The 25,289-nt window shown below is 35.8% G+C and carries 26 protein-coding genes and 1 riboswitch; of the genes, 16 read left to right on the top strand and 10 right to left on the bottom strand.

Annotated elements, in window-relative coordinates:
- Positions 1–151 precede the first annotated feature (151 nt).
- Both AC07UM_RS18865 and AC07UM_RS18860 read right to left on the bottom strand, forming a co-directional pair.
- Entirely contained in the window at positions 152–1,873 is a 1,722-nt protein-coding gene (locus AC07UM_RS18865; protein ID WP_494681582.1) for a PspC domain-containing protein, read from the bottom strand.
- Positions 1,874–1,884: 11 nt separating this feature from the next.
- Positions 1,885–2,214, bottom strand: coding sequence for a PadR family transcriptional regulator (locus tag AC07UM_RS18860; RefSeq protein WP_103234940.1), 330 nt, complete (start codon positions 2,212–2,214; stop codon positions 1,885–1,887).
- 541 nt (positions 2,215–2,755) lie between these two features.
- On the opposite strand from AC07UM_RS18860, the gene AC07UM_RS18855 reads away from it, so the two are divergent.
- Together AC07UM_RS18855 and AC07UM_RS18850 are read left to right on the top strand one after the other, a co-directional pair.
- Positions 2,756–3,451: an XAC2610-related protein gene (locus tag AC07UM_RS18855; RefSeq protein WP_494681581.1), complete on the top strand. Its 696-nt coding sequence runs from the start codon at positions 2,756–2,758 to the stop codon at positions 3,449–3,451.
- Positions 3,452–3,459: 8 nt separating this feature from the next.
- Positions 3,460–4,050, top strand: a complete 591-nt coding sequence (locus tag AC07UM_RS18850; protein WP_494681580.1) for an HD domain-containing protein — start codon at positions 3,460–3,462, stop codon at positions 4,048–4,050.
- A gap of 56 nt (positions 4,051–4,106) precedes the next feature.
- Here the strand turns inward: AC07UM_RS18850 and AC07UM_RS18845 are convergent, their stop codons facing one another.
- The 3 genes from AC07UM_RS18845 to AC07UM_RS18835 all read right to left on the bottom strand — a co-directional run bounded on the left by AC07UM_RS18845 (position 4,107) and on the right by AC07UM_RS18835 (position 6,312).
- Complete coding sequence (locus AC07UM_RS18845) at positions 4,107–4,490, bottom strand: acyl-CoA thioesterase (RefSeq protein ID WP_002977578.1); 384 nt, start codon at positions 4,488–4,490, stop codon at positions 4,107–4,109.
- A gap of 116 nt (positions 4,491–4,606) precedes the next feature.
- Positions 4,607–4,785: riboswitch (cobalamin riboswitch) on the bottom strand.
- 33 nt (positions 4,786–4,818) lie between these two features.
- A complete protein-coding gene (locus tag AC07UM_RS18840; RefSeq protein ID WP_494681579.1) occupies positions 4,819–5,619 on the bottom strand; it encodes a hypothetical protein in 801 nt (266 codons plus the stop codon).
- 30 nt (positions 5,620–5,649) lie between these two features.
- The gene (locus AC07UM_RS18835; protein WP_494681578.1) at positions 5,650–6,312 is read right to left on the bottom strand and encodes an ATP-binding cassette domain-containing protein; all 663 of its coding nucleotides are present in this window, start codon (positions 6,310–6,312) and stop codon (positions 5,650–5,652) included.
- A 427-nt stretch (positions 6,313–6,739) separates the two neighbouring features.
- On the opposite strand from AC07UM_RS18835, the gene AC07UM_RS18830 reads away from it, so the two are divergent.
- Positions 6,740–7,831: a GEVED domain-containing protein gene (locus AC07UM_RS18830; protein ID WP_494681577.1), complete on the top strand. Its 1,092-nt coding sequence runs from the start codon at positions 6,740–6,742 to the stop codon at positions 7,829–7,831.
- Between the two features lie 52 nt (positions 7,832–7,883).
- Here the strand turns inward: AC07UM_RS18830 and AC07UM_RS18825 are convergent, their stop codons facing one another.
- Together AC07UM_RS18825 and AC07UM_RS18820 are read right to left on the bottom strand one after the other, a co-directional pair.
- Complete coding sequence (locus tag AC07UM_RS18825; RefSeq protein WP_494681576.1) at positions 7,884–8,552, bottom strand: hypothetical protein; 669 nt, start codon at positions 8,550–8,552, stop codon at positions 7,884–7,886.
- Between the two features lie 125 nt (positions 8,553–8,677).
- Positions 8,678–10,825 (bottom strand): endonuclease MutS2, encoded by a 2,148-nt coding sequence (locus AC07UM_RS18820; RefSeq protein ID WP_494681575.1) that lies wholly within the window; start codon positions 10,823–10,825, stop codon positions 8,678–8,680.
- Between the two features lie 255 nt (positions 10,826–11,080).
- Between AC07UM_RS18820 and AC07UM_RS18815 the strand changes: the two genes are divergently transcribed.
- Genes AC07UM_RS18815 through AC07UM_RS18800 form a run of 4 tightly spaced genes read left to right on the top strand, consistent with a single transcriptional unit; the run spans position 11,081 to position 13,740 of the window.
- Positions 11,081–11,443: a hypothetical protein gene (locus tag AC07UM_RS18815; protein WP_494681574.1), complete on the top strand. Its 363-nt coding sequence runs from the start codon at positions 11,081–11,083 to the stop codon at positions 11,441–11,443.
- Positions 11,444–11,493: 50 nt separating this feature from the next.
- Complete coding sequence (locus AC07UM_RS18810; protein WP_494681573.1) at positions 11,494–12,024, top strand: GNAT family N-acetyltransferase; 531 nt, start codon at positions 11,494–11,496, stop codon at positions 12,022–12,024.
- A 38-nt stretch (positions 12,025–12,062) separates the two neighbouring features.
- Positions 12,063–13,061, top strand: coding sequence for an acyltransferase family protein (locus AC07UM_RS18805; RefSeq protein ID WP_494681572.1), 999 nt, complete (start codon positions 12,063–12,065; stop codon positions 13,059–13,061).
- A 37-nt stretch (positions 13,062–13,098) separates the two neighbouring features.
- On the top strand, positions 13,099–13,740 hold the full coding sequence (locus tag AC07UM_RS18800) for a uracil-DNA glycosylase (protein WP_494681571.1): 642 nt from the start codon (positions 13,099–13,101) through the stop codon (positions 13,738–13,740).
- Here AC07UM_RS18800 and AC07UM_RS18795 read toward each other — a convergent pair.
- The 3 genes from AC07UM_RS18795 to AC07UM_RS18785 all read right to left on the bottom strand — a co-directional run bounded on the left by AC07UM_RS18795 (position 13,727) and on the right by AC07UM_RS18785 (position 16,009).
- Positions 13,727–14,236: a hypothetical protein gene (locus AC07UM_RS18795; RefSeq protein WP_494681570.1), complete on the bottom strand. Its 510-nt coding sequence runs from the start codon at positions 14,234–14,236 to the stop codon at positions 13,727–13,729. The genes AC07UM_RS18800 and AC07UM_RS18795 overlap by 14 nt on opposite strands.
- Positions 14,237–14,252: 16 nt before the next feature.
- Positions 14,253–14,744, bottom strand: coding sequence for a DUF456 domain-containing protein (locus AC07UM_RS18790; protein ID WP_124533863.1), 492 nt, complete (start codon positions 14,742–14,744; stop codon positions 14,253–14,255).
- A 77-nt stretch (positions 14,745–14,821) separates the two neighbouring features.
- Positions 14,822–16,009 carry a peptidase associated/transthyretin-like domain-containing protein gene (locus AC07UM_RS18785; RefSeq protein ID WP_494681569.1) on the bottom strand — a complete coding sequence of 396 codons (1,188 nt, stop codon included), beginning with the start codon at positions 16,007–16,009 and terminating at the stop codon, positions 14,822–14,824.
- A 272-nt stretch (positions 16,010–16,281) separates the two neighbouring features.
- On the opposite strand from AC07UM_RS18785, the gene AC07UM_RS18780 reads away from it, so the two are divergent.
- The 9 genes from AC07UM_RS18780 to AC07UM_RS18740 all read left to right on the top strand — a co-directional run bounded on the left by AC07UM_RS18780 (position 16,282) and on the right by AC07UM_RS18740 (position 25,230).
- On the top strand, positions 16,282–17,550 hold the full coding sequence (locus tag AC07UM_RS18780; RefSeq protein ID WP_494681568.1) for a mechanosensitive ion channel family protein: 1,269 nt from the start codon (positions 16,282–16,284) through the stop codon (positions 17,548–17,550).
- A 168-nt stretch (positions 17,551–17,718) separates the two neighbouring features.
- Positions 17,719–18,438, top strand: coding sequence for a pyridoxine 5'-phosphate synthase (locus AC07UM_RS18775; RefSeq protein WP_124533859.1), 720 nt, complete (start codon positions 17,719–17,721; stop codon positions 18,436–18,438).
- An 82-nt stretch (positions 18,439–18,520) separates the two neighbouring features.
- A complete protein-coding gene (locus AC07UM_RS18770; protein WP_494681567.1) occupies positions 18,521–19,300 on the top strand; it encodes an alpha/beta fold hydrolase in 780 nt (259 codons plus the stop codon).
- Positions 19,301–19,414: 114 nt separating this feature from the next.
- Positions 19,415–19,651 (top strand): microviridin/marinostatin family tricyclic proteinase inhibitor, encoded by a 237-nt coding sequence (locus AC07UM_RS18765; protein WP_494681566.1) that lies wholly within the window; start codon positions 19,415–19,417, stop codon positions 19,649–19,651.
- Between the two features lie 46 nt (positions 19,652–19,697).
- Complete coding sequence (locus tag AC07UM_RS18760; protein ID WP_124533852.1) at positions 19,698–19,925, top strand: microviridin/marinostatin family tricyclic proteinase inhibitor; 228 nt, start codon at positions 19,698–19,700, stop codon at positions 19,923–19,925.
- 75 nt (positions 19,926–20,000) lie between these two features.
- Positions 20,001–20,957 carry an MvdC family ATP-grasp ribosomal peptide maturase gene (locus tag AC07UM_RS18755; RefSeq protein ID WP_494681565.1) on the top strand — a complete coding sequence of 319 codons (957 nt, stop codon included), beginning with the start codon at positions 20,001–20,003 and terminating at the stop codon, positions 20,955–20,957.
- The gene (locus tag AC07UM_RS18750; protein WP_494681564.1) at positions 20,950–21,954 is read left to right on the top strand and encodes an MvdD family ATP-grasp ribosomal peptide maturase; all 1,005 of its coding nucleotides are present in this window, start codon (positions 20,950–20,952) and stop codon (positions 21,952–21,954) included. Before AC07UM_RS18755 ends, AC07UM_RS18750 begins: the two co-directional genes overlap by 8 nt.
- A 496-nt stretch (positions 21,955–22,450) precedes the next feature.
- Positions 22,451–23,464 (top strand): NAD-dependent epimerase/dehydratase family protein, encoded by a 1,014-nt coding sequence (locus AC07UM_RS18745; RefSeq protein WP_494681563.1) that lies wholly within the window; start codon positions 22,451–22,453, stop codon positions 23,462–23,464.
- Positions 23,461–25,230: an AMP-dependent synthetase/ligase gene (locus tag AC07UM_RS18740; RefSeq protein ID WP_494681562.1), complete on the top strand. Its 1,770-nt coding sequence runs from the start codon at positions 23,461–23,463 to the stop codon at positions 25,228–25,230. Before AC07UM_RS18745 ends, AC07UM_RS18740 begins: the two co-directional genes overlap by 4 nt.
- The last annotated feature ends 59 nt before the right edge of the window (positions 25,231–25,289 follow it).

Below are 25,289 nucleotides of genomic sequence, written 5' to 3'. Positions count from 1 at the left end.
TTGGTTATTAAATTTTAACAGTACGAAATTAAAACTTTTTTTTTACATAAAGAACTAAATATTGCTTTATTTTCACTTTTCTGAGAGAAGAAGGGTGTGAATTTCAAACGGTTGCCATCCACCCACACCTTCTACCACTCTCTGAAGTTAATTATTTAGTTTGTATGGAAATTTCGTTTTTTCCGTCTTTGATTTTGATGTCCACATCTTTGTTTATTTTCTTGATATTGGACACTGCAGAATCAATTACTTTCTTTGCCTGGTTGTTCGGAACCTTCTTACCGTTTACGATGATGCTGTCCTGATCATCAGAGTTGTATTCGATACTTGAACCGTTTACCGTGATTTTATTTTTTTCAATTCTGACACCGTTGTGGTCTTCATCTCTGTCTTGCTCGTTGTCATTCATACCGTCTCCGTCTAAGTCTCCATCCATATTGATCTCGTTCTTCTTCATTGAGATAACAATGGTTTTTTGCGGAACTACAAGCTCATAATTTACGCTGTAGTCTCTGAATCTGTGTTCATATGGATATTTTACATAGTTTGGAAGTAATACTTTATTGTTTACAACTTCTACAGGAACGGTCAGCTGGATAGGGAAATTATAACCATTTCCTTCCTTTTTGATGATCAGATAAGGGGTTTTGATATCCGGTTTTCTGGTTACATCTACTGAAATATAATCTTCTTCATACACAGATCTTTTATCAGAATAAATGTCATTGTTATAAGCTTTGAAATTCTGAGGAATGTTGATTTGCTTTACATCCACATACAGGGTATCTGAAGTCGTGTTGATGGCAACATTTTCTACATCTTCCTTATTTCCTTTGTAGATCATATTCTTTTTAGCCATGCTTAGTCCAAAGTAAGTTCCTAGTCCGATCAGAAGAAGAAATAAACCTCCTATTACCCATCCGATATTTCTCAGTTTTGTTTTTGGAGAGAATATCTTGATGCTTAATAAACTGAAAAGAATAGCAGGAATTAAACTTCCGATGACCATCATGGCTGCCAGTACTTTATCAAGTCCCTGATCATCCATGTAGAATCTGATTTCATTAGCACCAGGAAAGTCTGTATCCATTCCGAAAAGACCGAATAATACGAATACTCCGATAATGCTTCCTACAGCCATCAATACGAAGAACCCTCCTACAATGTATTTGAATACATTCCAGATCCCGCTTCCTGCGTTGTTGATGTAAGGTTTGTTTTCGTTGTATATTTCTCCGACCCTCTGAGTAGATTCATTGGCAAACTGCACCAATTTATTAGACTCATTCTTAAGATTGTCGAAGTTCATAGGCTTTCCCTGCATTTTCAGGAAATCTGCTGCTGTTTCAGCTTTTGGAAGTACGATCCAAAGGATTACATATAAAAGACCGATCAGTGAAGATGAAATGGCTGCTGTGAAAATTCCTAATACAAAGATTCCCAGCCAGATTGCTCTCATTGCGGTAATATCCATTCCTACATACTGAGCTAAACCTGCACAAACTCCGGCTACTTTTTGTTTTTCCGGGTCACGGAACAGTTGTTTTTTATCGGAATAATAAGTTCCTGAATTGGTATTTCTTGTAGATGTTTTTTCAGAAAAATAAGCCTCTTCCTGTTCTTCAATTTTTTCAGGGCTTCCGATCTGTGCGATTACCTTTTCTACGTCGGTATCGTTGATTACTTCACGTTTTCCCAGAGAATCTTTGAAAATCTCCACCATTCTTATTTCTATGTCATGCATTACCTCATCAGCCTCAGAAGCGTCCAGTGAGCTTCTCAGAGCATTCAGGTAGTCGCTGAGCTTTATATATGCGTGTTCTTCTATGGTAAAAGAAAAACCTGCGAGTCCTATTGAGAGTGTCTTGTTCATAGCTTTGTTTTTTAATTTTGTTGGGTGATTTGGTTTACTGAGGCTGTCAGCTCATTCCATGTGTTTTGAAGTTCATCCAGAAAGAGTTTCCCTTTTTCTGTGATCTGATAATATTTTCTGGGTGGTCCTCCTGTAGATTCTTCCCATCTGTAAGAGAGAAACTCTCCGTTTTTAAGTCTTGTAAGAAGAGGGTAGAGGGTCCCTTCCACTACATCCAGTTTTCCTTTTTTCAGTTCATCGATAAGATCGGAAACATACATTTCTCTATTATTGATGAGACTTAGAATACAGAATTCCAGAATCCCTTTTCGCATTTGCGCTTTGGTATTTTCGGTATTCATCTTTGATAAGTTTTGTTAATTAGTTATATTTTTAGAAAAATGCCCCTAGCTAGTTGAGCCTATTCTAATTTTACATTACAAAGATATGTAAATTAAATGGTAATATGCAATACAAAGTAGTGAAATTTTTAAAATAAAAAATATAAATAACTGATAATCAATTTTATAATTTTTTATGGAGATTTTTATGAGAATAAATTTGAGTGAAAAATGGGTAAAAATCTCTCAATTTTAAAGAAATTGAAAGAAATGCAGGGAAAGAAATCATGATTCATTAATTATTACTCATGACCGATTACTTATTACTCATATCATAGCCCTGATAGCAGCGGTTACCCCACAGCGGGTTGGGTTTTAGGCTTGGGGCGAGGAGTATGAGCGGATAGCGGGAAATAGCTTCTTATCAACAGATATCCTTTTATTTGAAGGAATAAAGCTGTTACAAATTCTGAGAGATAATGAGATTGATATTTTGAGATCGGTATTATGATTCGTATTTTTGTTAGCAATAGAAAACACTTAAATCCAAATTACTATTACCATGAATATTTTAAATAAGTATAAGAACTTATCGGCTTTTCTTGTATTGGGTCCTTTATGTTTCGGGCAATATCAGTTTGAAGTAAAAAATGCGTCAAAAAACTATAGTGCTATCATCAAGGTAGAAAATTGTTATGACAGCCGATGCAGTGGGAAGGGGACTGTGGAGCTGTTTGATAACAGAAACAGTAAGGTGCAGACTTTTGTTTCCGATGACCTTGTTCTGGAAATAGAAGAAAGCCAGAAGCTGACCCCGGGGAAAATGATTCAGTTAACGAAGCCGCAAAATTCTGTGATTATAGATGATTTTAATTTTGACGGAACAGAAGACATTGCCATAAGGAACGGAAATATGGGGAACTATAGCGCTGCTTCATACGATGTATATGTGTTCAATAGTACCAGAATGGCATTTGTGAAGAGTAAAGAGCTTACGGATCTTGCTTCCAATTCCCTTGATATTTTTGATGTTGATGCCAAGCGCAAACGCCTCATCGCCTATGGAAAGTCAGGATGCTGCAAAATTTTTACGATGGAATATGTCGTAATTCCGAATAAAGGACTGGATATGGTCTTTGAAAAGGAAGAAGATACAACCAATGAAGATCGGGTAAAAGTAATAACGAAAGAAAAGATCAATAATAAATGGAATACCAAAACAAAGGTATATCCTGCAGATCAATATAATAGAAAATAAGAAGTAAGATGAAAATTCAGAAAGAAATCGATTTTATCCTGGCAGTGGATGCTTTGAAAAATGTACAGAGAAGGAATTATAATGCAGACGATTCCCGAAGAGAAAATACAGCGGAACACTCCTGGCAGATTATCATTCTGGCTCAGATACTTTATCCATATGCGAAAAACCGTACCGATATAGATTTGTTAAGGGTGATAAGAATGCTATCCATTCATGATCTGGTGGAAATAGAAGCCGGAGACACTTTTATTTTTGATGAAAAAGCAATGGTAGGAAAGTTTGAAAGAGAGAAAGCATCTGCTCAAAAGATCTTCGGAATTCTGGATGAACCTTTACGTTCGGAATTCTTTAATTTGTGGCTTGAGTTTGAAGAAGAGAAAACACCGGATGCTGTTTTTGCGTGTGGAATAGATAGAATCATGCCATTTATCTTGAATTCCCATACTTCAGGAAAGAGCTGGACAGAAGCCGGAGTAACAGAAAAGCAAATCAGGAATATACTTGAAAATGCAATCACAAGAGCTTCAGATGAAATGGGAGAGGCTTTTGAACTGCTGCTGAATAGAAGTCTGGAAACAGAAAAAGTGGTAAAATAACTTTGATAAGAATATAAAAAGCTTCGGGCGGCCAAAGGCCGCCCGAAGCTTTTTATTTATAGTATTTGGATTGGTTTCTTGAATTCGTCTATCGCTACAAAAGTGAAATCACCTACAATGGCTTTTTCTCTTTCATAGGAATACATTTGCTCGGTGTAGATCTCAACGTTTACTTTCATACTGGTTTTTCCTACGTATGACACTTTTCCGATCAACTCAACAATCGTTCCGGCAGGAATAGGTTTCTTGAAATCGATCTTGTCACTGCTCACTGTTACCACTCTTTTTCTTGCAAATCGGGTTGCGGTAATAAAAGCTACTTCGTCCATCAGCTGCATCGCTGTACCTCCAAAAAGGGTATCATAATGATTGGTTGTGTTAGGGAAAACCGCTTTAAAGATTCTGGTTTCGGATGCTTCAATTCTTTCTTCTGTAGTCATATATCATTATTAATTAAAGCGAAATAAAATGATATTAAAATAACAGAACAATGACAGGAACTTATAGAATTCCTGAAACAATCCATCAGATCAATACAACTTCAAATCGCGAAAGTTACATGTTTAAGAAAAAGGCAGGTCTCCTGACTCGTAACATCTTTATCTCCTTCCCATGCCTCGCACAGTGGATCCTTGATAAAGATTTCAGTTACTTACAGTTGCGCGACAGTCCGTGATTTTCACACGGTTCCCTTTTAATCTGCAGTGATGCAGAACCAATTTCTGTGATGAATAAGTGTAAAACTTTTCGAGTGCAAAAATAATGAATTTATTCCGGATTATGGTAAATAATCTGGCTGATTACTCTACCTTTCTTGATCGTCCAGAGAGTGGTATATCTGTTCTCTCCTGAACCATTTATCATGTATAGGAAAATATTGTCGCTGTCAAGAGAGGTTACTCCAATATTCTCAAAATCCATGGTAGGCTGGAACATGTTTTTGATCGCTTCTCTTACAAAGACAGAACCTCTTCCGGGCTGCTGTACTCTGATCGATTTGATCTCGGTCATTCCTTCAGGAAGGTCGTTTCCAATTCCCCAGGGCTTTACTTTATCGATGGTAAGAAGTTTTCCTTCTGCATCTTTTTCCTTTTTACGGTAGCCGGCGTTGGAAGGATAAACATCAATCACAACCTTGCTTCTTTGGGCAGTAGGAATTTTCGGATCAGAATTGTCTGTGAAAATAAGTGATCTTCCGTTTTTAGATTTTGAAGGAGTATACGCCGGAAGCTGATCGATATAAGCAATACGTTCTTTATTGACCATTCCTTCTTTATCAAGAGTTTCATAACGTACAAACGGTTTGTCATCATCCTGTTTTTCAGGATATTTGATCCAGATCCATTCTGTCTCTCCGGGAGCAGGCTTTACATAAACGAATACATCACCTTTACGCATACGGATCTTGTCTACAATTTTTCGGTAATTGTCTTTATGAACCCGTACATTGGCATATCCCTCTTCAGCTTTTACAACTCCGAAAGGAACCTTATTCTGTCCTTTTACAAAGGCTAAAGAAAAAATACTGAAAGCGGATACATAGAATGCTTTGTTTATGAAAGTCATCATGAAAATTTTTTGATCCCCCAAATATATAAATTAAATGCTTTTCGGGAGATAATTATACCGCTGCAGTTCTTTAAAATCTTGTATTTGTTTCAGATGGCCGTCAGAAAGCAGATATATTGAGTCTGAAATATCCAGAACATCCTGATAATTATGGTCAGAAATGATAAAACCTTTATCGTTTGATTGTTGGCGAATGGTTTTCTTTAATTTTTCGCAAACTTTTGGAGAAAGACTGTGAAATGGTTCGTCCAGTAAAGCAAAATCAGCTTCAGAATGAATGATCATCAAAGTTTCAATAAGTCTTTGCTCACCTTTGGAAAGGTTTTTAGGCTTTTCATGAAGAAATGGATATATGAGTTCTGAGGAAAATAAGAGGTCTGTGTTTTCTTTATTACAGAAAAGAGGAATCAGTCTTTTAACGGTTTCGTATTTAGGGAGAAAGAGGTTCTGCGGTAAATAGGAAATCCTGTTTTTCCGGTCTGATCTATTTTTTAAAACTTTGTCATCACATCTGATAAACTGAGTATCACTGCTGATAACGCCGAAAATGATTTTTAATAAGGTTGATTTTCCGCTTCCGTTTCTACCCAATAGCCCTGTAATTTGACCCGTTTCACATCCAATATAAATGTCCTGCAAAATTTTTCTCTCATTGAAGGATTTTGTTACACTGTCAATATGAAGTTTACTCATAAGAATAAGGTTATAATTTTTACAATCAGACTCAATGAAACAGTTCCGCCCCAAAGAAAGATTCTTGAAAGTCCTACATTGGCGTAGAAGTAATATTCGTTTTTAAACCTTAATTCATACATAAAGTAATGAAGGACTGGTAAAATTAAAAGAAAACTTAATCCAAACGTTTCAAACCCGAAGGGAAGCAAAAAAGAAATGAGCAATGAAAACAGCAGGGTGGGAAGTACTATCTTTTTATAAAAAATCCAGAGAATAGAAAAGTTTTTGATCATAATAGTAACAATAAAAATGAGATGCCAATGAAATGTATCTTTTATATTTTTAATTTCAAATGTATTGGAAAAATACAATAATATTTGAAGTAAATGTAAAGTATATTCCGGAAAACTCCTTATTTTTCAAGGGAATTTTAAAACTAATAAACATGACCAAAAAACTACTTTATGTATTCTCTTTTATTTTGGGAATTTCCAGCTTTCAGGCAGAAAACAAAATAGAAGAAGGATCAAAATCTTTATTCTATTGTGATACAAATGCCCCAGCGGATGTTCTGGTATCAAACATTACTCTTACTTCCGCAACGGTTACCTGGACTGCAGATCCCAATACTCCGGATAATACCATCAGATACAGAATACCTGGAACGACTACCTGGATGGCAGTGACTGCTGTATCGGGCCAAAACTCCTTTACTATTACGAATCTGCAGCCTTGTACGGTGTATGAAGTACAAGTCGCAAAAAGATGTAACACGATAACGGGAACATGGTCCAATCCTATATTTTTTACAACAGTTGTCAATTACTGCGCAAGTGCTTCCACAGATACAAGTATGATGCATATTTCCAATGTTACAGTAACTTCTTCAGGGGTAGGAATGCCCATGATAAGCAATTCGGGCTCTTCCAACTATACGGATTACAGAAGCGATGTAAATCGTAGAATAAAATTTCTTGTAGGAAGTGTGGGCAATAAACTTTCGGTAAGCAATACCTGGACAGGAACGCCTGGCACAATAGCAGTTACTGCATGGATAGACCTTAATGCTAACGGTATTTTTGAAGCCAATGAAAGAGTAATGGTTGCTAATAATGTTACTCAGGCAGCTCCGGCTGTGTCTGTATTTAATATTCCAAGTTTTGCAGCACTGACAACGTGTGGTACTGTAATGCGTGTGATTTCAAGTCAAACTATACCTACAGATGCTTGTGGAACATTCACCTATGGCGAGGTTGAAGATTATGGGGTAGATATTATAAATCTTACACTAGGTGTTGAAGAATTAGCAAAATCTGTACAGCCTGAAATTTATCCTAATCCGGCATCGGATATTTTAAATATCTCAGGCATTTCAGAATCAGCCAATTTTGAAATTTATAATGCTGTGGGACAAAAGACAGAAGAAGGTAAAGTTTCAGATCATAAAGTGAGCCTTCATCACCTTTCAAAAGGCGTTTATTTTATCCAGCTGAAAGACAGAGAAAAGGTGACCCGACTAAAATTCATTAAGAAATAAAATAAAAAAGAGTGTTTGGAAAAACACTCTTTTTTTTATCTGGAACACAGTTTTAAGATTCTGTATTTTGTTTTGTAGAGCCATAAATGGCTTGTGGATTATTTTTTAAAAAGTAAGAAAATACTCCATAGAATAAAAGAACGAAAAGATATAAAACGGCACATAGATAAAATGCAGTCCCGAAACCATAGCTGATCGAAATATCACTTCCGAATCCCATCGCCATTTTATTATTTCCAAATCCTTCCATCTTGGATTGAAACGTCAGGTAAAAAACAAGTAAAGAGGCGAGCCCTATCATAGAGAGAATGATATGATAAAGATATTTCTTTCTGATATTCTTCATCACCTGAACGGCAATTCCTGCAATGGCAGTCAGCAATGCAATGATGATAAGTGGGTTAGGAGAGATGTTTTGATTGTCTTTTTTATCCTTAGGTTCGTTCAGAGGTGAATATTCAATATCTGTGCCTGAAGAGGTATCTGCTTCTGCTTTATCATTTCCGAATGCAGCACCAAAAGGTGAACTTTTTTTGAGGCTTTCCTTCATTCGCTCATTGATGGCTTTTTTGGAAACTCCCGTTACAAGATCAGTTCCTTTGACAGACATTAGAGTGGTATCTCCACATTTTATCAGGAAAAACGGAAAGAAAAAACATAGAATAATAACTGTATAACTGGGTATTGGCAAAAGGTCTGAAAGTGCTTTTAATGGTTTCATAAATTATAGTTTTAGATAAAAATAGATAAAAATATAGGATAAAGCATAAAAAAAGAGAGCACCTTCTGGTACTCTCTCTTCGTATTTGCGTACAATGAGTTCATTTTTAAGCTCATTCAGATTAATTAAATTCTCTCAAGCTCATCAGCATCAATCGTTGTCTTGAAGGTTCCGTAATTGACAATTACCTTGTTTCGGGAAATTTTCTCAATTGTTCCCACGCTGGTGCTTCCTGTAATACGGACACGCTGACCAATCTTCATCCAAACAGCTCGGTCACTTTTACGCTGTTCTTCCAGTTTTTCATTGGTTTCTGCGATTTTTTCAATGACATCCTCCTTTTTCAGCTGTTGAGTGATTTTTCTTTTTACTACCTGCAGACGTTTAGTTTCATCTTTGTCATGGCCTAATTTCCTGAATTTCTCCTGCTCAAGAAGCTTTACAAAGTCTTTTACAACATCTTTTCTGGATTTTCCTTTGGTATAACTATCGATGAATGTTTCAATCTTATTTCCAAACTGAAGTTTACGATGTTCCTCCTCATATAGTTTTTGGAAATTGAATAGTTTCTGCTGAAGCTGGTCATTCAGTTTTTGAAGATTATCACGTTTATCTTCTACAGATTCTTTCCTTTCTGCAAGATCAAATTTCAGTTTTTCAACCTCGAATTTCTCCTGTTGCAGCTTTACAATGGTCTTGTCGAGATTTACGATATCATGTTCTACCTTTTTCTTGGCAGAATGGATAATAAATCTTGGAATTTTATTCTTTTCAGCAACTTCGAAAGTAAATGAACTTCCTGCCTGTCCCACTTCCAGTTTATACATCGGCTCCAATGTTTCTTCATTGAAAAGCATGGCTGCATTCTGAGCATTGGGAAGCTGTTCTATGACCAGTTTAATATTGGTATAGTGCGTCGTGATAATGGCAAAACTTTTTTTATCATAGAAAAACTCCATGAAACTTTCTGCCAGAGCACCTCCTAGTTCCGGATCAGAACCTGTCCCGAATTCATCAATCAGTAAAAGCGTATTGGCATCAGCCTCGCGGATGATTCCAGACATTTTTTTCAATCGGGATGAATAGGTCGACAGATGGTTTTCAATGGACTGATTGTCCCCGATATCCGTCATAACCTTCTCAAAGAAAAACATTTCAGACTTAGGATGTACAGGAACCAGAATACCACTCTGAATCATCAGTTGTAATAATCCGACTGTTTTCAATGTGATGGATTTTCCACCGGCATTGGGTCCGGAAATACAGATAATTCTGTTGTGATCCGTTAAACTCAGTGTCTGTGGGTGGATGATCTTATTCTCAATCTTATTTCTCAGCCACAACAAAGGATGATAAGCATCTTTTAATCTCAACGTTCTATGATGGTTGATTTTCGGAAGAACTCCGTTAATCAATTCACTAAACTTAGCCTTAGCTCTCGTAAGGTCAAGGTCAAAAATATAAACCTGATATCTCCATAGCTGAGGTTGAAATTCTGCCAGTTCTGCAGTAAGCTTTCGGAGAACTTTATCAATTTCTTTTTTCTCTTCCTCCTCACTCTCGCGAAGCTTGAAATAATGTTTTACAACGCTGTCCGGCTGAATGTAAGTTATGGAACCCGTTTTGGAAATTCCTAACGTTCTTCCGGGAACTCTTTTTTTGAATCCTGATTTTACCGCCAAAACTCTTTGGTCGTCAATAATCGTTTCTCGTATATCATCCAAAAAGTCACTCTGTCCATACGTGGTGAGTGCACGATTGAAATTTTCCTGAATCGCTTTTTTAGCATGCTGGATTTCAGTTCTCAAATCCTTTAAAGCTGGAGAGGCTTCACTTTTTACCTCACCAAATCGGTTGAAAACCTTATCTACCTTATCGATGATTTCTTTTCTGAATTCCAGTACAGAAACTTCTTCCAATAAATTAGGAAAGGTTTCCGGCATGGTAGGAAAGAATTTTTGCAGTTTTCCGATCTGTTCCGTGATGGTTTTTATTTTGATGAAAGCTGCGTTTTCCAGGCGGTAGTTCTCAATCAGCATCACTTTCAGCTCATTTTCAATATCTTCATATTCATCAAACGGAATCGCATTTGAACTTTCAAAACTCGACAGATATTCTGAGGTTTTTTTTAAGGAAAGTTCCGCCTCTTCTATTTCCATTGGGCGAAGTTGAAGAATTTTTTCTCTTGTTTTCGGAGAATACGCAAATGGGGAGATTTCCGCGAGCAATTGCGGAAACTCTAATTCGTCTAAATCTTCTTTATCTATATACACAGTGCAAATTTAGTGAGAATTTTGATTATTACGTATATCCGAGAGATTTACAGAATAAATTAACGTTGAATTGGATGTTTTTTTAACTATTGAGATGATGAAAATTTTAAGATTCGCTTGCGAATCTCTAATTATCATTCCTTCCTTAGAAACGCTTGATGGTTTACATTAAAAAATAGAATCATTTTTTTAGAAGGAAAAAGTTTGAACGTATAGTGGTTAAGACTTATATTTATTGCACTAATAACGATAACCATGAAAAATTTACTACTTGCTTTTCTTTTTCTCTTGGCAGGTATTCAGGCTCAGGCCCAAATTCAAAAAAGTGAGACTAAAAAAGGTGAACATAAAACCAACAGCAGGAAGAACAAAAAATATGGAGATAAAAAGCTTTTGGTGAAAAGTCTTAAAAATAAAGATAAGAAAGAAGCTTTCAGCCATCATCGAAAAAAAGAGGATTATTATCATAAAGGGTACAAAAGAAATGATCGGGATAAAGAAGAATCTATTGTTGTTTATGAAAGAAATTACTCCATAAAATACGGCGTGTACTTATTTATGAATCTCGATGCTGACAAAAATGAATTTTCAGAAGCGCTGGCATTAAGAGATATCTGAAACAACAGCACTGAACAGAAAATATAATAACTATTTATTCTATCTTACCAATGAAACTGGAAACCACAAGATTGATTTTAAGAGAAATCAATGAAAACGATACTGAGGATATTTTACGGATTCGAAGCAATGAAGTAACCAATCGGTTTGTACGGAGAAATTCACCAAAAAATAATTATGACGCACTTCAGTTTATCTTAACCATTAAAGAAAGAACTAAAAACAATCAGACCGCCTATTTTGGAATTTCTTTAAAAGGTCAGCAGAATCTTATCGGAACAATTTGTCTTTGGAATTTTTCTGAAGATCTGAAAACAGCAGAAGTCGGTTATGAATTGCTGCCCGAATATCACAGACAGGGAATTATGTCCGAAGCTTTGAAAGCGGTCTTAGACTGCGGATTTAATGAATTGCATTTACAGGAAATTGCAGCAATTACCAGTAAATTTAATGAAAATTCGAAAGGGCTTCTATTAAAGCATGATTTTATTTTGGAAGAAGGAAAGGAAGATGACGGATTTCCGGATAATATTATTTTTAGCTTAAAAAGAATGTCAGATAATGATAAACACGAAAACTAATAGGTTTTTTTTATCTTTATCGCCGATTGAAATTATATATGAAAAATGAAATAAAATCTTTAACGGGGATTAGAGGGGTAATGGCATTATGGGTTACTTTTTTTCATTTTTTTCAATTTAAAAACGAGATTCTTCATAATCTGATAGGTAAAGGTTACCTTGCTGTAGACGTCTTTTTTGTACTAAGTGCTTTTTTGCTGACAGTTTCTTATTCTGAGAAGTTTAAAGAATTGGAATTTAAAAAGATACAGGTTTTTTATAAGAAAAGAATCAATAGAATTTATCCAATATATTTTTTATCAATTGTTTTTATTATCCTGCTGAGAGGAGGTGTTCCATGGCTTACATTTTTTATTAATGCCGGATTGGTACAGTGCTTTTTTAATCCAAATCGTTTACTGAATATAGTCTATTGGTCATTGAGTACAGAGTGGATGTGCTATCTGATCTTTCCCTTTATGCTTTATTTGATTATACGATATAAAATCCGTGGTGAAATCCTGATTATTACAGGCTTGCTTTTAAGATTAATTCTCCCTCATTTTCCTGATATATATATTCGTTCAGCAGGTTCTGTGAATATGCTGAAGTCTCCGGAATATCTCGATATTCCGTATGGAGTAAATTCTTTAATCAGAACAATAGCTTCTTATTTTTTCGGAATTGGGGTTGCTATACTGCCACGACTTACATTAAAAGGCAAATGGCCTGTTTATGCTGTGTTTATTTTATCTTTAATACTGCTGTTTACGACCAAAGGTTTGATTTTTATCCCATTTTTATCAGCATTGATTATAAAGCAATTATACACGGGAGAAAAGAATTATCTTCAAATGTTTTTGGAGACTAAGCCTATTTACATTTTAGGAAATATCTCATATTCATTGTATATTATCCATTATATTGTTAAAAATCAACATTTTATAATTGTGAATGCCCCACTCCTTAATTCCTTATTATTAATTGCGTCTTCGCTGCTGCTGTCCTATTTTACATATATGCTGATCGAAAGAAAAGTGAAGATATTTAAGGTATAATCTAAACTCTTATTTTTAATATTATTACTTTTGCAGTATGACCTGGACAGAAATTTTAGCCCCGATAAAGAGTACGGAATACTTTACAACCCTTTGGGAGAAAGTAAAGAATGAATATGCAACGACCAAAGTCTTCCCACCGAAAAATCAGATTTTCAGAGCATTGGAACTGACGGCTTTTGACGATGTTGAAGTTGTAATTATTGGTCAGGATCCTTACCATAATGATTTTCAGGCAAATGGTTTGTGCTTCTCTGTTTCTGAACAGGTTACCACGCCACCATCACTTAAGAATATTTTTATTGAACTGAAAGACGATTTGGGCGTCGTAAGAACTTCTAAAGAACTTGAAGACTGGGGAAAACAAGGTGTTTTACTCTTGAATGCCACTTTAACGGTTCGTGCCCATTCCCCTAATTCTCACAAAGATCTTGGCTGGGAAACATTCACTAATTTTATCATTAAAGAAATTTCGGATAAAAAAGAGAATGTGGTATTTGTATTGTGGGGGGCTTTTGCACAAAAAAAAGCCGAACTTATAGATCCGGCTAAGCATTTTATTCTGAAATCGGCACATCCTTCACCTTTCTCTGTGTACAGAGGTTTTTTTGGAAGTAAACCGTTTTCAAAAATTAATGAATATCTTATTTCCAAAGGAAAGAAGCCTATTTCTTGGTAGAATCTGTTGATTGACCTGCCTTTTTTATCGTAATTCCGATTTTATATTTTCCGGCTAATGCTTTTGTTCCATCCTGTTGTTTTGGGTAGGGAGCAACATCCTCTAAGGTAATGACATATCCGTTAAATTCTGCCGACTGGTGATAATTTCTTCCCGGATAATCTGTACTGGCAAGGCTTAAAATAGCAGGTCGGGTTGCCGTTCCCATTACTTCCACCTGGGCGACAGCTGCTCCTGCCCAGATACAGTTGACCCCTTCAGGACAGCGGCTGTCTTCAGAAATTCCTTTGAATGTAACATTCATCTGGTATTCCTTTAAAAACTTATTCTCACCCTCACTGAAGTACAGAATACCGTCTTTCTGATCACTGGAATTCATAGCTTTTGTATTGGTTTGTATTTCAGAAGCTTTTGTATTAATCTTAGATTTCTTTTGGGCATCGCATCCCGTTAATGCAAAAATTCCCAGACTGAGTAGGATAACTTTATGGAACATAGTTTCTTATATTTAATTAAATGACGCTAAACATATTAAGAAGTACTACCAAAAACATTGCCACTCCTACCACAAAACTGAACCCGGTTCCATAAATGAATCCAATCAGTGCTCCTTTAGTAGATTGTAAAGCTTTATTCATATCTTTACTGTCATGAAGTAATTCACCAATAAATACCCCTGCAAACATTCCGATCAGAAAGCCTAATGGAATTGGAATAAATATTCCAACAATGGTCCCTATTACAGAACCAATACTTCCCCAGCGCGTACCACCATATTTTCTGTTGGTCTTTGCCGGAATCACATAGCTTAATACTACCGAAGCCAGTGTAAGAACTCCGAATGCCCAGATGTAAATCATAGAAAGATCCGCATCTGTCCCGAATTTATAGATCAGAAGTCCACAGATACTTAGCAAAAGACCGGGCAAAACAGGAAGGAAAGTTCCCAATATCCCGACAAATAATAAAATAAGGCAGAAAATATTAATAATCGTTGTATCCATTCGTTTTAAAATATAGATGCAATATAAAAAAAGTGGCCCTATAAAAGACCACTTTGAGAACGAGTTATAAAATTTTATTACAAATTTAAGATTACGTATTCCAGAATCGGTCCTGCTTTGCCGATATTTCCACTTGCGTGGTTATGGAATGTGGTATAATAAATATTTCCGCTATTGGAATTTCCTGTACAAGGTCCCATGGTATCTCCATGTGCCTGATGCGCATTCCATGCATTCTGGTTGATGGTGATGGTGATATTATTTCCACTGGCGGTGTGATGACAGATCGTAATGTGATTATTATTTAAAGAAGTTCCTACAGGCGTTTGTGGAGCAGAAGGATTGGTATAATGTCCTGTTCTGATCATCAGCGGTTCGTTGCCTTTCTGTACCAGAACATCCCAGAATGCAGGATCATAATTCTGAATTTTTTCCCACGATCCCATGTCATATTGAATGTCCAATGTGTTAAAGCCTAATGCAGCTGCCAAAGCTGTATTTGATACATTGCAGCCAATATAAGAGGTTGCTGTACCAATGTCTTTCAGGCAAAGAAGATTGTCATTGATGAAACCTCCGGGAGCATTACAGTTTTCGGTATTTGTATTTCCTCCTACCAGATAAGCTGAGGCCCAGTCTGAGCTGTAAAGGCTTCCGCCATTAGTTACGAAAGTGGAGAGATTGGAGTATACATTAGCATCATTACCTGGAGTGTTGGTTCCTGTCTGCGCATAAGCACGGGATCCACAATTCAGGAAGATAATGTCATACTGCGAAATAGTATTGATGTTTTTTAAATCCTGATAAGTAATCTCAGTCGCGGTATATCCAAGAGAAGTTATAATATCTTCGATTTTGTCATAACTCCCTTTTATATAAGCCATTTTTGCTATCTGATTCAGCTTTGAATCTGTTGCAGTAACAGTAGTTGTTTCATTCTTTTTAACGGAGACCGGAACTTCAGTTCTGAAATTTTTTCCATCACCGGTTTGAATGTGAAGTGTTGTATTACCTTCAGGAGCCGTTAAGCTGAAGCTGCCATCAGCACCGGAATAGGTATGGAAAACATTACTTTGGCTATCAGTGGTGAATACAAGAGCTCCTCCAATAGGCTTTGTTCCGTTTTTAGCAAATACTTTGCCTTCCACTTTTCCTGTGTAGACTACTTTAGTAGGTGTTTCTTCAGGAGCGGCAGTATCGTCTCCTTTACAGTTGGCCAGCAGCAAAAGGCCGCATAGCATAATAAATAAGTAATTTTGTCTCACATTTAATTGATTTTGATGGGTTTAGTTTTAATCAAATTTAATAAATAAATAATATTAAAACGTTAAAATTGTAATTATTTTTAATATTATTTAGTTTATTGTGATTTTTGTAGTTAATTTTTCATCTATAATCAGATGTTGTGGAAGATTTGATATTTTATAACAGGGGTTATGAAAAATTTTTGTCAAATATCTTAGGGTAGATACTCTTTGGGATGAAAATTGATTGTGAATAGTAAAATCATGATTCTTAATTTCATAAATTTGCTGTAATGAATGACCAGTTACAAGAAACCAAAAACTTTATACAAGAGCTGAGCGAGCAGCTTTACATCTATATTACCCGGATTTCACCCACTGGGCTGGACTGGTTTTTTCATATTATTGTAAAATTGAGTTTACTTCTTGTCCTATTTTTTATTACTGATTTTATTTTTAAATTCATCATTAATTCTGTCTTCAGGTTATTTCATAATGAAGAAAAATTTCCCATTTTAAAATCTATTTATCAGGCCAAAATCACGAACTCCGTAGCACATTTTGCAGCTTTGATTGCTGTTGCCGGCATACAGGGATCCATATTTCCGGAAAATGCATTGCCAAAAACAACCATTTTTATTATACGATGTATCAATCTGGGATTGGTACTAATGTTAGCAGGAATGCTATACAGATCATTGACTGCATTCAGAAATTATTTCAGCATCAAACAGGATTTTTACAAGATTATGGCACTTAATGCTATTTCTGAAACCGTAAAAATTTTGGGACTTTTCATCTTTACAGTAGTCGGGCTTTGTGTGATTTTTGGCATCAAAGGAACCACTATTGTAGGAAGTCTTGGGGCTATTACAGCGGTGCTGGTATTGGTTTTCAGAGATACAATCTTAGGATTTGTAACAGGACTTCACGTAGCGACTTCTAAAAACCTGAAAGTAGGAGACTGGGTAAGTATTCCCAAATACAGCATTGAAGGAAATATTACGGAAATCAATCTTTTGACGACCAAAATCACCAATTTTGATAAAACGGTTTCTACCATTCCTACTTATGATCTGATGACCACAGAGATCAAGAATATGCAGGTGATGTCTGAATCCAATACCCGAAGAATAAAAAAATCAATCTACTTTAATATCAATTCTTTTAAGTTTCTGACAGATGAAGATATTGAACGTCTAAAGGAAATTAATCTTATTTCAGATTACCTTGAAGAAAGAAATATTGAGATCAAAAAAGAGAAAGAAAGTCTGGAACATAAAGATAAAATTGTGAACGGAAGACAGCTTACGAATATTGGGGTTTTCAGATATTATGCACAGAAATATATTGAAAATGATCCGGATGTAGAGAAAACTGGAACCAGAATGGTTAGACAGCTGGATATCACCCCTCAAGGGCTGCCGCTTGAAATCTACTGTTTTGCCAGTGATTCCCAATGGGAGCGTTTTGAGCAGATTCAGGCAGATATTTTTGACCACTTATTGGTCGCCTCAAAAGAATTTGAGCTTCAGGTGATGCAGGTAAGCGTAAAAGTGTAGAAGTTAGAAACTAGATATTAGAACTTAGGGGCTAGGTTTCTTTACAACTGATATTTGGATAACATAATAAGTATGAAATTTAATATTGATATCGAAGTAGAATGTGAAATGATAATAACCGTTTTCATCTCATATCTAACTTCTCATATCTAACATCTAAAATAAAAAATGACAAAACTAAGCGTAAACATTAATAAAATTGCGACGTTAAGAAATGCAAGAGGAGGTGAAACCCCAAGTGTTACAGAAGCAGCTGTAAAAATTCAGGAATTTGGAGGGCAGGGAATTACCATTCACCCAAGACCTGATGAAAGGCATATCACAAGAAAAGATGTATATGATCTGAAGCCATTGGTTACGACTGAGTTTAATATTGAAGGAAATCCTCATCAGAGCTTTATTGATATGGTATTGGATGTAAAACCGGAGCAGGTAACGTTAGTACCGGATGCTGATGATGCCATTACTTCTAATGCAGGCTGGGACACTAAAAAACATTTGGATTTTCTTACAGAGATCATCGCAGAATTTAAAAATGCAGGGATTCGTACTTCTGTTTTCCTTGATCCTCTACCAGAATTGGTAGAATATGCAGCGAAGGCCGGAGCAGACAGAATAGAACTGTATACCGAAGCGTACGCGAAAAATTATCTGACTCATAAAGAACAGGCTATAAAACCTTATTATGATACAGCAGTTGAAGCTACCAATTTTGGATTGGGAATCAACGCTGGACATGATTTAAGCTTAGAAAATCTGAAGTATTTTGCAGATACCATTCCAAACCTCTTGGAAGTATCTATCGGGCACGCTTTAGTTTCTGAAGCGCTTTATATGGGATTGGAAAATACGGTTCAGGCATATTTGAAGAGACTGGCAAAATGGTAATCAATAAGAAATTAAAAATTAGAGATTAGAAGTGAGTAACACTTCTTTTTTGGTCTCTCATATTATCTAACTTCTAAGAAAAATGGAAATTTTAAACTCAAAAATATTCGGCGAAAACTTAATTAATACGCCGTTGTTGGTGTTCCACGGACTATTTGGAATGCTTGACAACTGGGGGAGCTTCGGAAAAGACCTGGGAGAATATCTTCCTGTACACCTGATCGACCTCAGAAATCACGGAAGAAGCTTTCATTCAGAAAGTATGTCTCATGATGATCTGGCAGATGATATTGCCCGCTATATGGATCATTATGGAATTCAGAAAGCACATGTTCTGGGACATTCTTTAGGAGGAAAGGCTGTGATGCAGTTTGCGATAAAGTATCCTGAACGTGTTGAAAAACTGATTGTTGTCGATATTTCGCCTAAAGCATATCCACCCCATCACCAGGGAATTATAAAAGCATTGGAAACTGTTGATTTTAATACAGTGGGCTCAAGAAATGAAGTGGAAGAAGTTCTCAATCAGTATATTCCGGAAAAATCTACGATACAGTTTTTAACGAAAAACCTGTATTGGGATGAAAATAAAAAACTTGGCTGGAGATTTAATCTTAAAACATTATCCGAAAAATATAATGAATTTGTTTCCAACGCTGTTAAATTTGGCGTTTTTGAAGGCGATTCACTCTTTATAGCGGGAGAAAAGTCCAATTATATCCTGCCTCAGGATGAATTTGGTATCAAGCAGCAGTTTCCAAAGGCTAAAGTGGTAACCGTAAAAAATGCAGGACATTGGGTACAAGCTGAAAATCCGGTTGATTTTGCAAATGTTGTAAAGGAATTTTTAGAATTAAATTAATTTTATTCTTTGATTTTTGACATTGTGTTAAATTTATATTAAAATTTAATATTATTTCTCCATGATATGAATTTTTTGTACTTTGGATTTCCAAAACAATAAAAATATTAACTTATGGAAAACAAAAATTCAAAAAAGAAGCCTTTTTTTGCAACATTCTTAGAAAAGCAAGTTAAAGACCCGGAAACTGTGAAAGGAGGAGGTATTACTTCTGTTCTTACAGACCAGATTACTACAGTAATCAAAGATCATATCACTACTGCTCTTCAAGACAGTGTTACTAAACCTGACAATGATAATGTAACGATGAAATATCCATCTGACGGAGATGAGGATGTTTTAGAAGCATAAGAAAATAAAGCTTAGGCTAAATTATATCAAATCAAAACTAAACATTATGAAAAGCAACAGCTCAAAGAAAAAGCCGTTTTTCGCATCATTTTTAGAAAAACAGGTTAAAGATCCGGAAACGGTAAAAGGAGGAACAGATATTATTTCAATTCCTGAAAGAGATATGATCACAAAACCTTCAGTAGACACTGTAACATCTCCAAAAGATGATATGATGCATACGATGAAATATCCATCTGACGGTGATGATGATACGATAACTATTCCACTATAAAATAAGTAGAATATAAATAAAAATAATAGGGGGAAACTTAAACATTAAGTTTCCCTTTTTAATAAAAACCGGCAAATGATTCTCTGCATCACGCACTCACAGGATTTTTATAATATCGATCTCTTTTTCGAATATCTGACCTCCAAAAATATCCCTTATTTCAGACTGAATTCTGACAGGCTGAATCATCTTCAGAAGATCAGTATTTACGAAAATTCATTTGAATTAACTGACGAATCCGGAAATAGAATCCATTCCGATTCCATTAAAGGAGTATGGCACAGAAAAGCCTGGAAAATTAGTGCTCCTGAAGAGCTGGATCAGGATTATGAAAGAATTTTTCTGAATGAATATGGAAGCCTGAGGTATAATCTGATGACAGTTTTAGAAGATATTCCCTGGATTAATCCTTATGAAAATGAAAAAAAAGTCGATGGAAATAAGATATTTCAACTGAAAATTGCTCAAAAAAATAACCTGACCATTCCTAAAACTCTTTTTTCCAATGACTCAGAAAAAATAACATCATTTTTTCATCAGTACTGTAAGGGAAAAGCAATTGCTAAACTTCATGGTGTAACGGCAAAAACGATGTCAGGTGAAAACATGATTTCCACGACTGTTATTGAAGAAGAATCTTTGGAACATCTGTCAGATATCGCATATTGCCCAATGATTTTTCAACCTTATATTGATAAAGAATATGAATTAAGAATCGTCTATGTAGATGGTGATTTCTTCACAGGAAAAATTAATAACAGCGAAAATGCAGATTGGAGAGTTGCCCGTGAAGGTTATTTCTGGTCAGTTTATGAACTGCCAGATTCTGTGAAAGCCAATCTCACTTCCATGATGAATGAAATGGGGCTTTATATCGGAGCTATCGATATGATCAAAGGAAGAGATGGAGCCTATTATTTCCTTGAAGTTAATCCACAGGGAGAATGGGGAATGCTGCAGAAAGAACTGGGATTTCCCATTGCAGAAAGAATTGCCGACAATCTTATCAAAAGAATTAATTTCCATGAATAAAATTTTAATTATAACCCATACCGCAGATAATTTTTCAATTGAAAAAGTAACAGAATACATTGGAAAAAATGACTGTGAGGTCATCCGCTTTGATGTTGACATATATCCTTTACAAAACAAACTGTCTACCATTTTTCAGGACGGAGAATGGATCAGCTACCTTGAAACTCCTGAGGCAAAATATCGACTGGATGATATTTCAGCCATTTGGTACAGAAGAGCCTACAATATAGGAAAAGGGCTGAGAGAAGAGATAGATTCTAAGTTTTACGGAGCAACAATGGGCGAGATCCGCAATACTCTTTTTGGTTTCTTTGAATCGGTAGATGCGTATTCTTTAGGAAAGCCAAGTGTTTACAGAAGACTCGACAGTAAGGAAGAGCAATTGAAAATCGCAGATAAATTAGGTCTGACCATTCCGGCAACCTGCCTGACCAACAATCCTGATGAAGCAAGAAAATTTATTATAAAACATCAGAATGTAGTGGCCAAAATGCAAACCGGTTTTGCGATCTATGAAGACGGCGTCGAAAATGTAGTTTTTACCAACGTTGTCGGTGAAGATAAATTGGAAGAGCTAGATTCACTACTGTATTGCCCAATGCAGTTTCAGCAGATGATTCAAAAGAAAAAAGAACTTCGTATTACCATTGTGGGAAGAGATGTTTATGCATTTGAAATAGACTCTCAACAGTCAGAAGATGCCAAAGTAGACTGGAGAAAAGACGGAATAAATCTCATTGATAAATGGACCAGAACAGAACTTCCGGGAGATGTAGAAGCAAAGCTGCTGGAGTTGCTTGATATTTACAATGTAGATTATGGTGCGATAGACATGATCGTTTCTCCTGAAGACGAATATTACTTTATTGAGATCAATGCCGCAGGGGAGTTCTTCTGGCTGGATAATCTTACAGAAGGAAACCTTATTTCCAAGAGTATTGCTGATGTTCTCTGCGACAAGGCTCCAAGAAGAAATAATGAGGTGATAGCTTAAAAACAAAGTATATTTTCATCATAAAAGTCCTGAAAGTTGTCAATTCTTTCAGGACTTTTTTAGTGAATGGGTTGGAACCACTCCGGCAAAAATTCAAAGAATTTTTGCCACCCCCAGAGGAAAGGAATTTTGAATCCTTCAGTTGGAATATTTTGCCACTATTGTAATGTCACTCAATGTTTTTTCGTAGTTAGGAATCTAAATATCCTTTCGATGTTTAAAAATCTATAGTCTCAAAACTTAAGTGTACTTTTTTCACGCGAAGTTTATAATTTAAATAAACAAAAAACGGGTAAAAACTTTTGTGACTTTTGTGGTGAAAACTTTCACGTTTATCGTTTTCAAAATGATAATATTGGTTAAATTAAGTTGAATTATGCTTTAAAAATCGCAAATTTGCAAAATCGGTTTTTCAGAGGAATTTTCACAGGATTCCGAAGAATTGCCGGATAGAAAATATTGTTATATTTTAGTCAGCAATCAAGCAACATAATTAATGATTTTTGTAACGGGTGCTACCGGAATTCTGGGAAGAATAATTGTACTGGAACTTCTTAAAAGAGGTAAAAATGTACGTGCTTCCAAAAGACCGGGCAGCAATTTAAACGAAGTAAAGCATTCATACAGCTTTTATACGGAGAATCCCGACGATTTTTTCAATAAGATCGAATGGGTAAACGTAGATTTTGATGATCTGGATTCTTTGAAAACTGCACTGCAAGGTGTAGATGAGGTGTATCACTGTGCCGCAAAAGTAAGTTTTCATCCAAAAGATGAAAAAGAAATGTACCGTACAAATATCAAGGGTACAGAAAATTTGTTGTTTGCCTGTGAAGGATCAGACGTTAAAAAATTTCTCCATGTAAGTTCTGTTGCCGTTCTTGATAATTTCAATGAAAAAGGAGAGTTGGATGAAGATTCTGAATTTAATCCAAAACTGGAACACTCTGCTTATGCTATTTCAAAACATCTATCTGAAATGGAAGTATGGAGAGCTTCAGCAGAAGGTCTGAATACAATCATCATCAATCCGGGAATGATCGTAGGAAGTGGAAACTGGAACCAAAGCAGCGGGGAGCTTTTCTCGACTTTTGAAGATAATAGTTTTACCTTTTCCGGTGGTTCTGCCTACGTTGATGTAAGAGACGTAGCTAATACTGCGATTGGCCTGATGGAAAATAATCTTTTTGGAGAACGTTTTATCATTGTGGCTGAAAACAACCGGTATGCTGACCTGGCAAAACAAGTGAGAACCCGTTTGGGGCTTAAAGATGCCAGAATTCTTTCACAATCCGTATTAAATATCGGAAGAATTGCCAACACCCTTTTCGGATGGCTGATCCCGAAACTGAAAATGGTTACCAAATCAAATATTGAGGCCATTTCATCATTCAACACCATTTCCAATCACAAAGTCAAAGAAAAGCTGAATTATCAGTTTATTCCTGTAAAAGAAAGTATAGACTTTCACCTGAATAATTATATTAACGACAAAAAGCTGAAGAAATGAATCTTGCAGAGGCAATTATCCTTAAAAATGTAGAAAAACATCCTATAAAAGCGGCCATCGGATTTAAAAAGAAAGATGCAGCCTGGAAAGAGCTGAGCTGGCAAAAATTCAGTGAGATTATTTTTAAAACAGCCAATTCCTTAAAAGAAGCGGGTGTTCAGGAAAATGACAGAGTGGCTATTTATTCAGATAATTCATCCGAATGGATGATCGTAGACCTTGCTTCAATGGCAATTGGTGCTGTTACGGTCCCAATTTATTCAACCAATAATGCTGAACAGGCAGAACATATCATCAACGATTCCGGAGCTAAAGTTGTTTTAGTAGGAAACCAAATGCAGTATGATGCTTGTTTAGAATTTTTACATAAAGAAGAAAATAATCTGGAAACCATTATTGTTTCCAAAAAAGCAGTGTGGATCAAGAAGGAATTCAATAGTTTTTATCTTGAAGACTTTATTGCAAAAGCTTCATTAAAGCTGGAGTTCTGTAAGAAAGAAAATGATGATACTGCCACATTGATTTATACTTCCGGAACCACCGGAATTCCAAAAGGCGTAATGCTTACCCATGGAAATTTCATTAAAGCATTCGATTCTCACTTTGAATTTTTTAAGTTTAAAAACTTTGAAGAAGAGCTTTCACTGGCATTCTTACCCTTAAGCCATGTTTTTGAAAGAAGCTGGAGCTTACTGTGTTTATACGGCGGTGCCCGAGTTTATTTCCTGGAAGATCCTAAAAATATAGCTAAAGCACTGGAAGAAGTAAAACCTACTGCGATGTGTGCGGTACCAAGATTTTTTCAGAAAGTATATGCCGGAGTCCTGGAAAAAGCAGAAGAAGGTTCATCATTGAAGAAGAAAATCTTTGACTGGGCGCTAAAAACCGGATGGGAAACTGCTGAATTGAAAAGAAATGAAAAACCGATTCCTTTTGTATTAAAATTTAAAGAAACTGTTGCAGATATGCTGGTTTTCAGTAAAATTAAAGACAAAATGGGCGGAAGACTTTGGTTTTTACCATGTGGTGGCGCTTCTCTGTCACCGGAAGTTACCCGTTTCTTTGATTCAGTGGGAATTCACGTGACTGTTGGTTATGGATTAACAGAAACTACCGCAACATTGACTCTTTTCCCTCTCACTCATTTTGAACATGGTACTAGCGGAAAACCTTTGCCGGGAGTAGAAATGCGTATCGGAGAAAGTGATGAGATCCAGGCGAGAGGAAACGGGATCATGAAAGGATATTATAACAAACCTGAAGAAACCCAGAAAGTGTTCACGGAAGACGGATGGTTCAAAACCGGAGATGCAGGAAAATTTGATGATAAAGGAAACCTGATTATTACAGACCGAATCAAAGATCTGATGAAGACCTCCAATGGGAAATATATCGCTCCACAACAGATTGAAAACCTTTTGACCAACAATAATTTTATCCAGCAGATCATGCTGATTGCGGAAGGAAGACAGTTTGTTTCGGCGTTAATTGTTCCTAATTTTGAATTTTTACAGGATTATATCAAGAAAAATAATATTCCTTTTACCAACTGGGTAGAGGCTGTAAAAAATGAGAAGGTAATCAACCTTTACAAAGAAAAAATTAAAGAATTACAGGATCATTTGGCAGACTATGAAAAAGTGAAGAAATTCACTTTGATGCCTGCAGAATTTGATATCAATACAGGAGAAATCACTCCTACATTGAAGGTCAAAAGAAATGTGGTGATCAAAAAATATGCAGATATTATAGAGAAGATGTATTAAAATTTTTTTGATCTCTTGTTTTCATGTCAATTACAACTGGAGATGTGAAAATTCCCCTC

The sequence above is a fragment of the Chryseobacterium sp. GW821-FHT04C04 genome, from assembly GCF_059420365.1.
Note: the sequence above shows the minus strand (reverse complement) of the source record. Positions and strands in the feature narration are given on the sequence as shown.

Bases quoted from the DNA above. Each gene is read 5' to 3' on its own strand.
- AC07UM_RS18865 (WP_494681582.1), bottom strand. From the start codon at position 1,873: ATGAACAAGACACTCTCAATAGGACTCGCAGGTTTTTCTTTTACCATA.
- AC07UM_RS18860 (WP_103234940.1), bottom strand. From the start codon at position 2,214: ATGAATACCGAAAATACCAAAGCGCAAATGCGAAAAGGGATTCTGGAA.
- AC07UM_RS18855 (WP_494681581.1), top strand. From the start codon at position 2,756: ATGAATATTTTAAATAAGTATAAGAACTTATCGGCTTTTCTTGTATTG.
- AC07UM_RS18850 (WP_494681580.1), top strand. From the start codon at position 3,460: ATGAAAATTCAGAAAGAAATCGATTTTATCCTGGCAGTGGATGCTTTG.
- AC07UM_RS18845 (WP_002977578.1), bottom strand. From the start codon at position 4,490: ATGACTACAGAAGAAAGAATTGAAGCATCCGAAACCAGAATCTTTAAA.
- AC07UM_RS18840 (WP_494681579.1), bottom strand. From the start codon at position 5,619: ATGATGACTTTCATAAACAAAGCATTCTATGTATCCGCTTTCAGTATT.
- AC07UM_RS18835 (WP_494681578.1), bottom strand. From the start codon at position 6,312: ATGAGTAAACTTCATATTGACAGTGTAACAAAATCCTTCAATGAGAGA.
- AC07UM_RS18830 (WP_494681577.1), top strand. From the start codon at position 6,740: ATGACCAAAAAACTACTTTATGTATTCTCTTTTATTTTGGGAATTTCC.
- AC07UM_RS18825 (WP_494681576.1), bottom strand. From the start codon at position 8,552: ATGAAACCATTAAAAGCACTTTCAGACCTTTTGCCAATACCCAGTTAT.
- AC07UM_RS18815 (WP_494681574.1), top strand. From the start codon at position 11,081: ATGAAAAATTTACTACTTGCTTTTCTTTTTCTCTTGGCAGGTATTCAG.
- AC07UM_RS18810 (WP_494681573.1), top strand. From the start codon at position 11,494: ATGAAACTGGAAACCACAAGATTGATTTTAAGAGAAATCAATGAAAAC.
- AC07UM_RS18805 (WP_494681572.1), top strand. From the start codon at position 12,063: ATGAAAAATGAAATAAAATCTTTAACGGGGATTAGAGGGGTAATGGCA.
- AC07UM_RS18800 (WP_494681571.1), top strand. From the start codon at position 13,099: ATGACCTGGACAGAAATTTTAGCCCCGATAAAGAGTACGGAATACTTT.
- AC07UM_RS18795 (WP_494681570.1), bottom strand. From the start codon at position 14,236: ATGTTCCATAAAGTTATCCTACTCAGTCTGGGAATTTTTGCATTAACG.
- AC07UM_RS18790 (WP_124533863.1), bottom strand. From the start codon at position 14,744: ATGGATACAACGATTATTAATATTTTCTGCCTTATTTTATTATTTGTC.
- AC07UM_RS18780 (WP_494681568.1), top strand. From the start codon at position 16,282: ATGAATGACCAGTTACAAGAAACCAAAAACTTTATACAAGAGCTGAGC.
- AC07UM_RS18775 (WP_124533859.1), top strand. From the start codon at position 17,719: ATGACAAAACTAAGCGTAAACATTAATAAAATTGCGACGTTAAGAAAT.
- AC07UM_RS18770 (WP_494681567.1), top strand. From the start codon at position 18,521: ATGGAAATTTTAAACTCAAAAATATTCGGCGAAAACTTAATTAATACG.
- AC07UM_RS18765 (WP_494681566.1), top strand. From the start codon at position 19,415: ATGGAAAACAAAAATTCAAAAAAGAAGCCTTTTTTTGCAACATTCTTA.
- AC07UM_RS18760 (WP_124533852.1), top strand. From the start codon at position 19,698: ATGAAAAGCAACAGCTCAAAGAAAAAGCCGTTTTTCGCATCATTTTTA.
- AC07UM_RS18755 (WP_494681565.1), top strand. From the start codon at position 20,001: ATGATTCTCTGCATCACGCACTCACAGGATTTTTATAATATCGATCTC.
- AC07UM_RS18750 (WP_494681564.1), top strand. From the start codon at position 20,950: ATGAATAAAATTTTAATTATAACCCATACCGCAGATAATTTTTCAATT.
- AC07UM_RS18745 (WP_494681563.1), top strand. From the start codon at position 22,451: ATGATTTTTGTAACGGGTGCTACCGGAATTCTGGGAAGAATAATTGTA.
- AC07UM_RS18740 (WP_494681562.1), top strand. From the start codon at position 23,461: ATGAATCTTGCAGAGGCAATTATCCTTAAAAATGTAGAAAAACATCCT.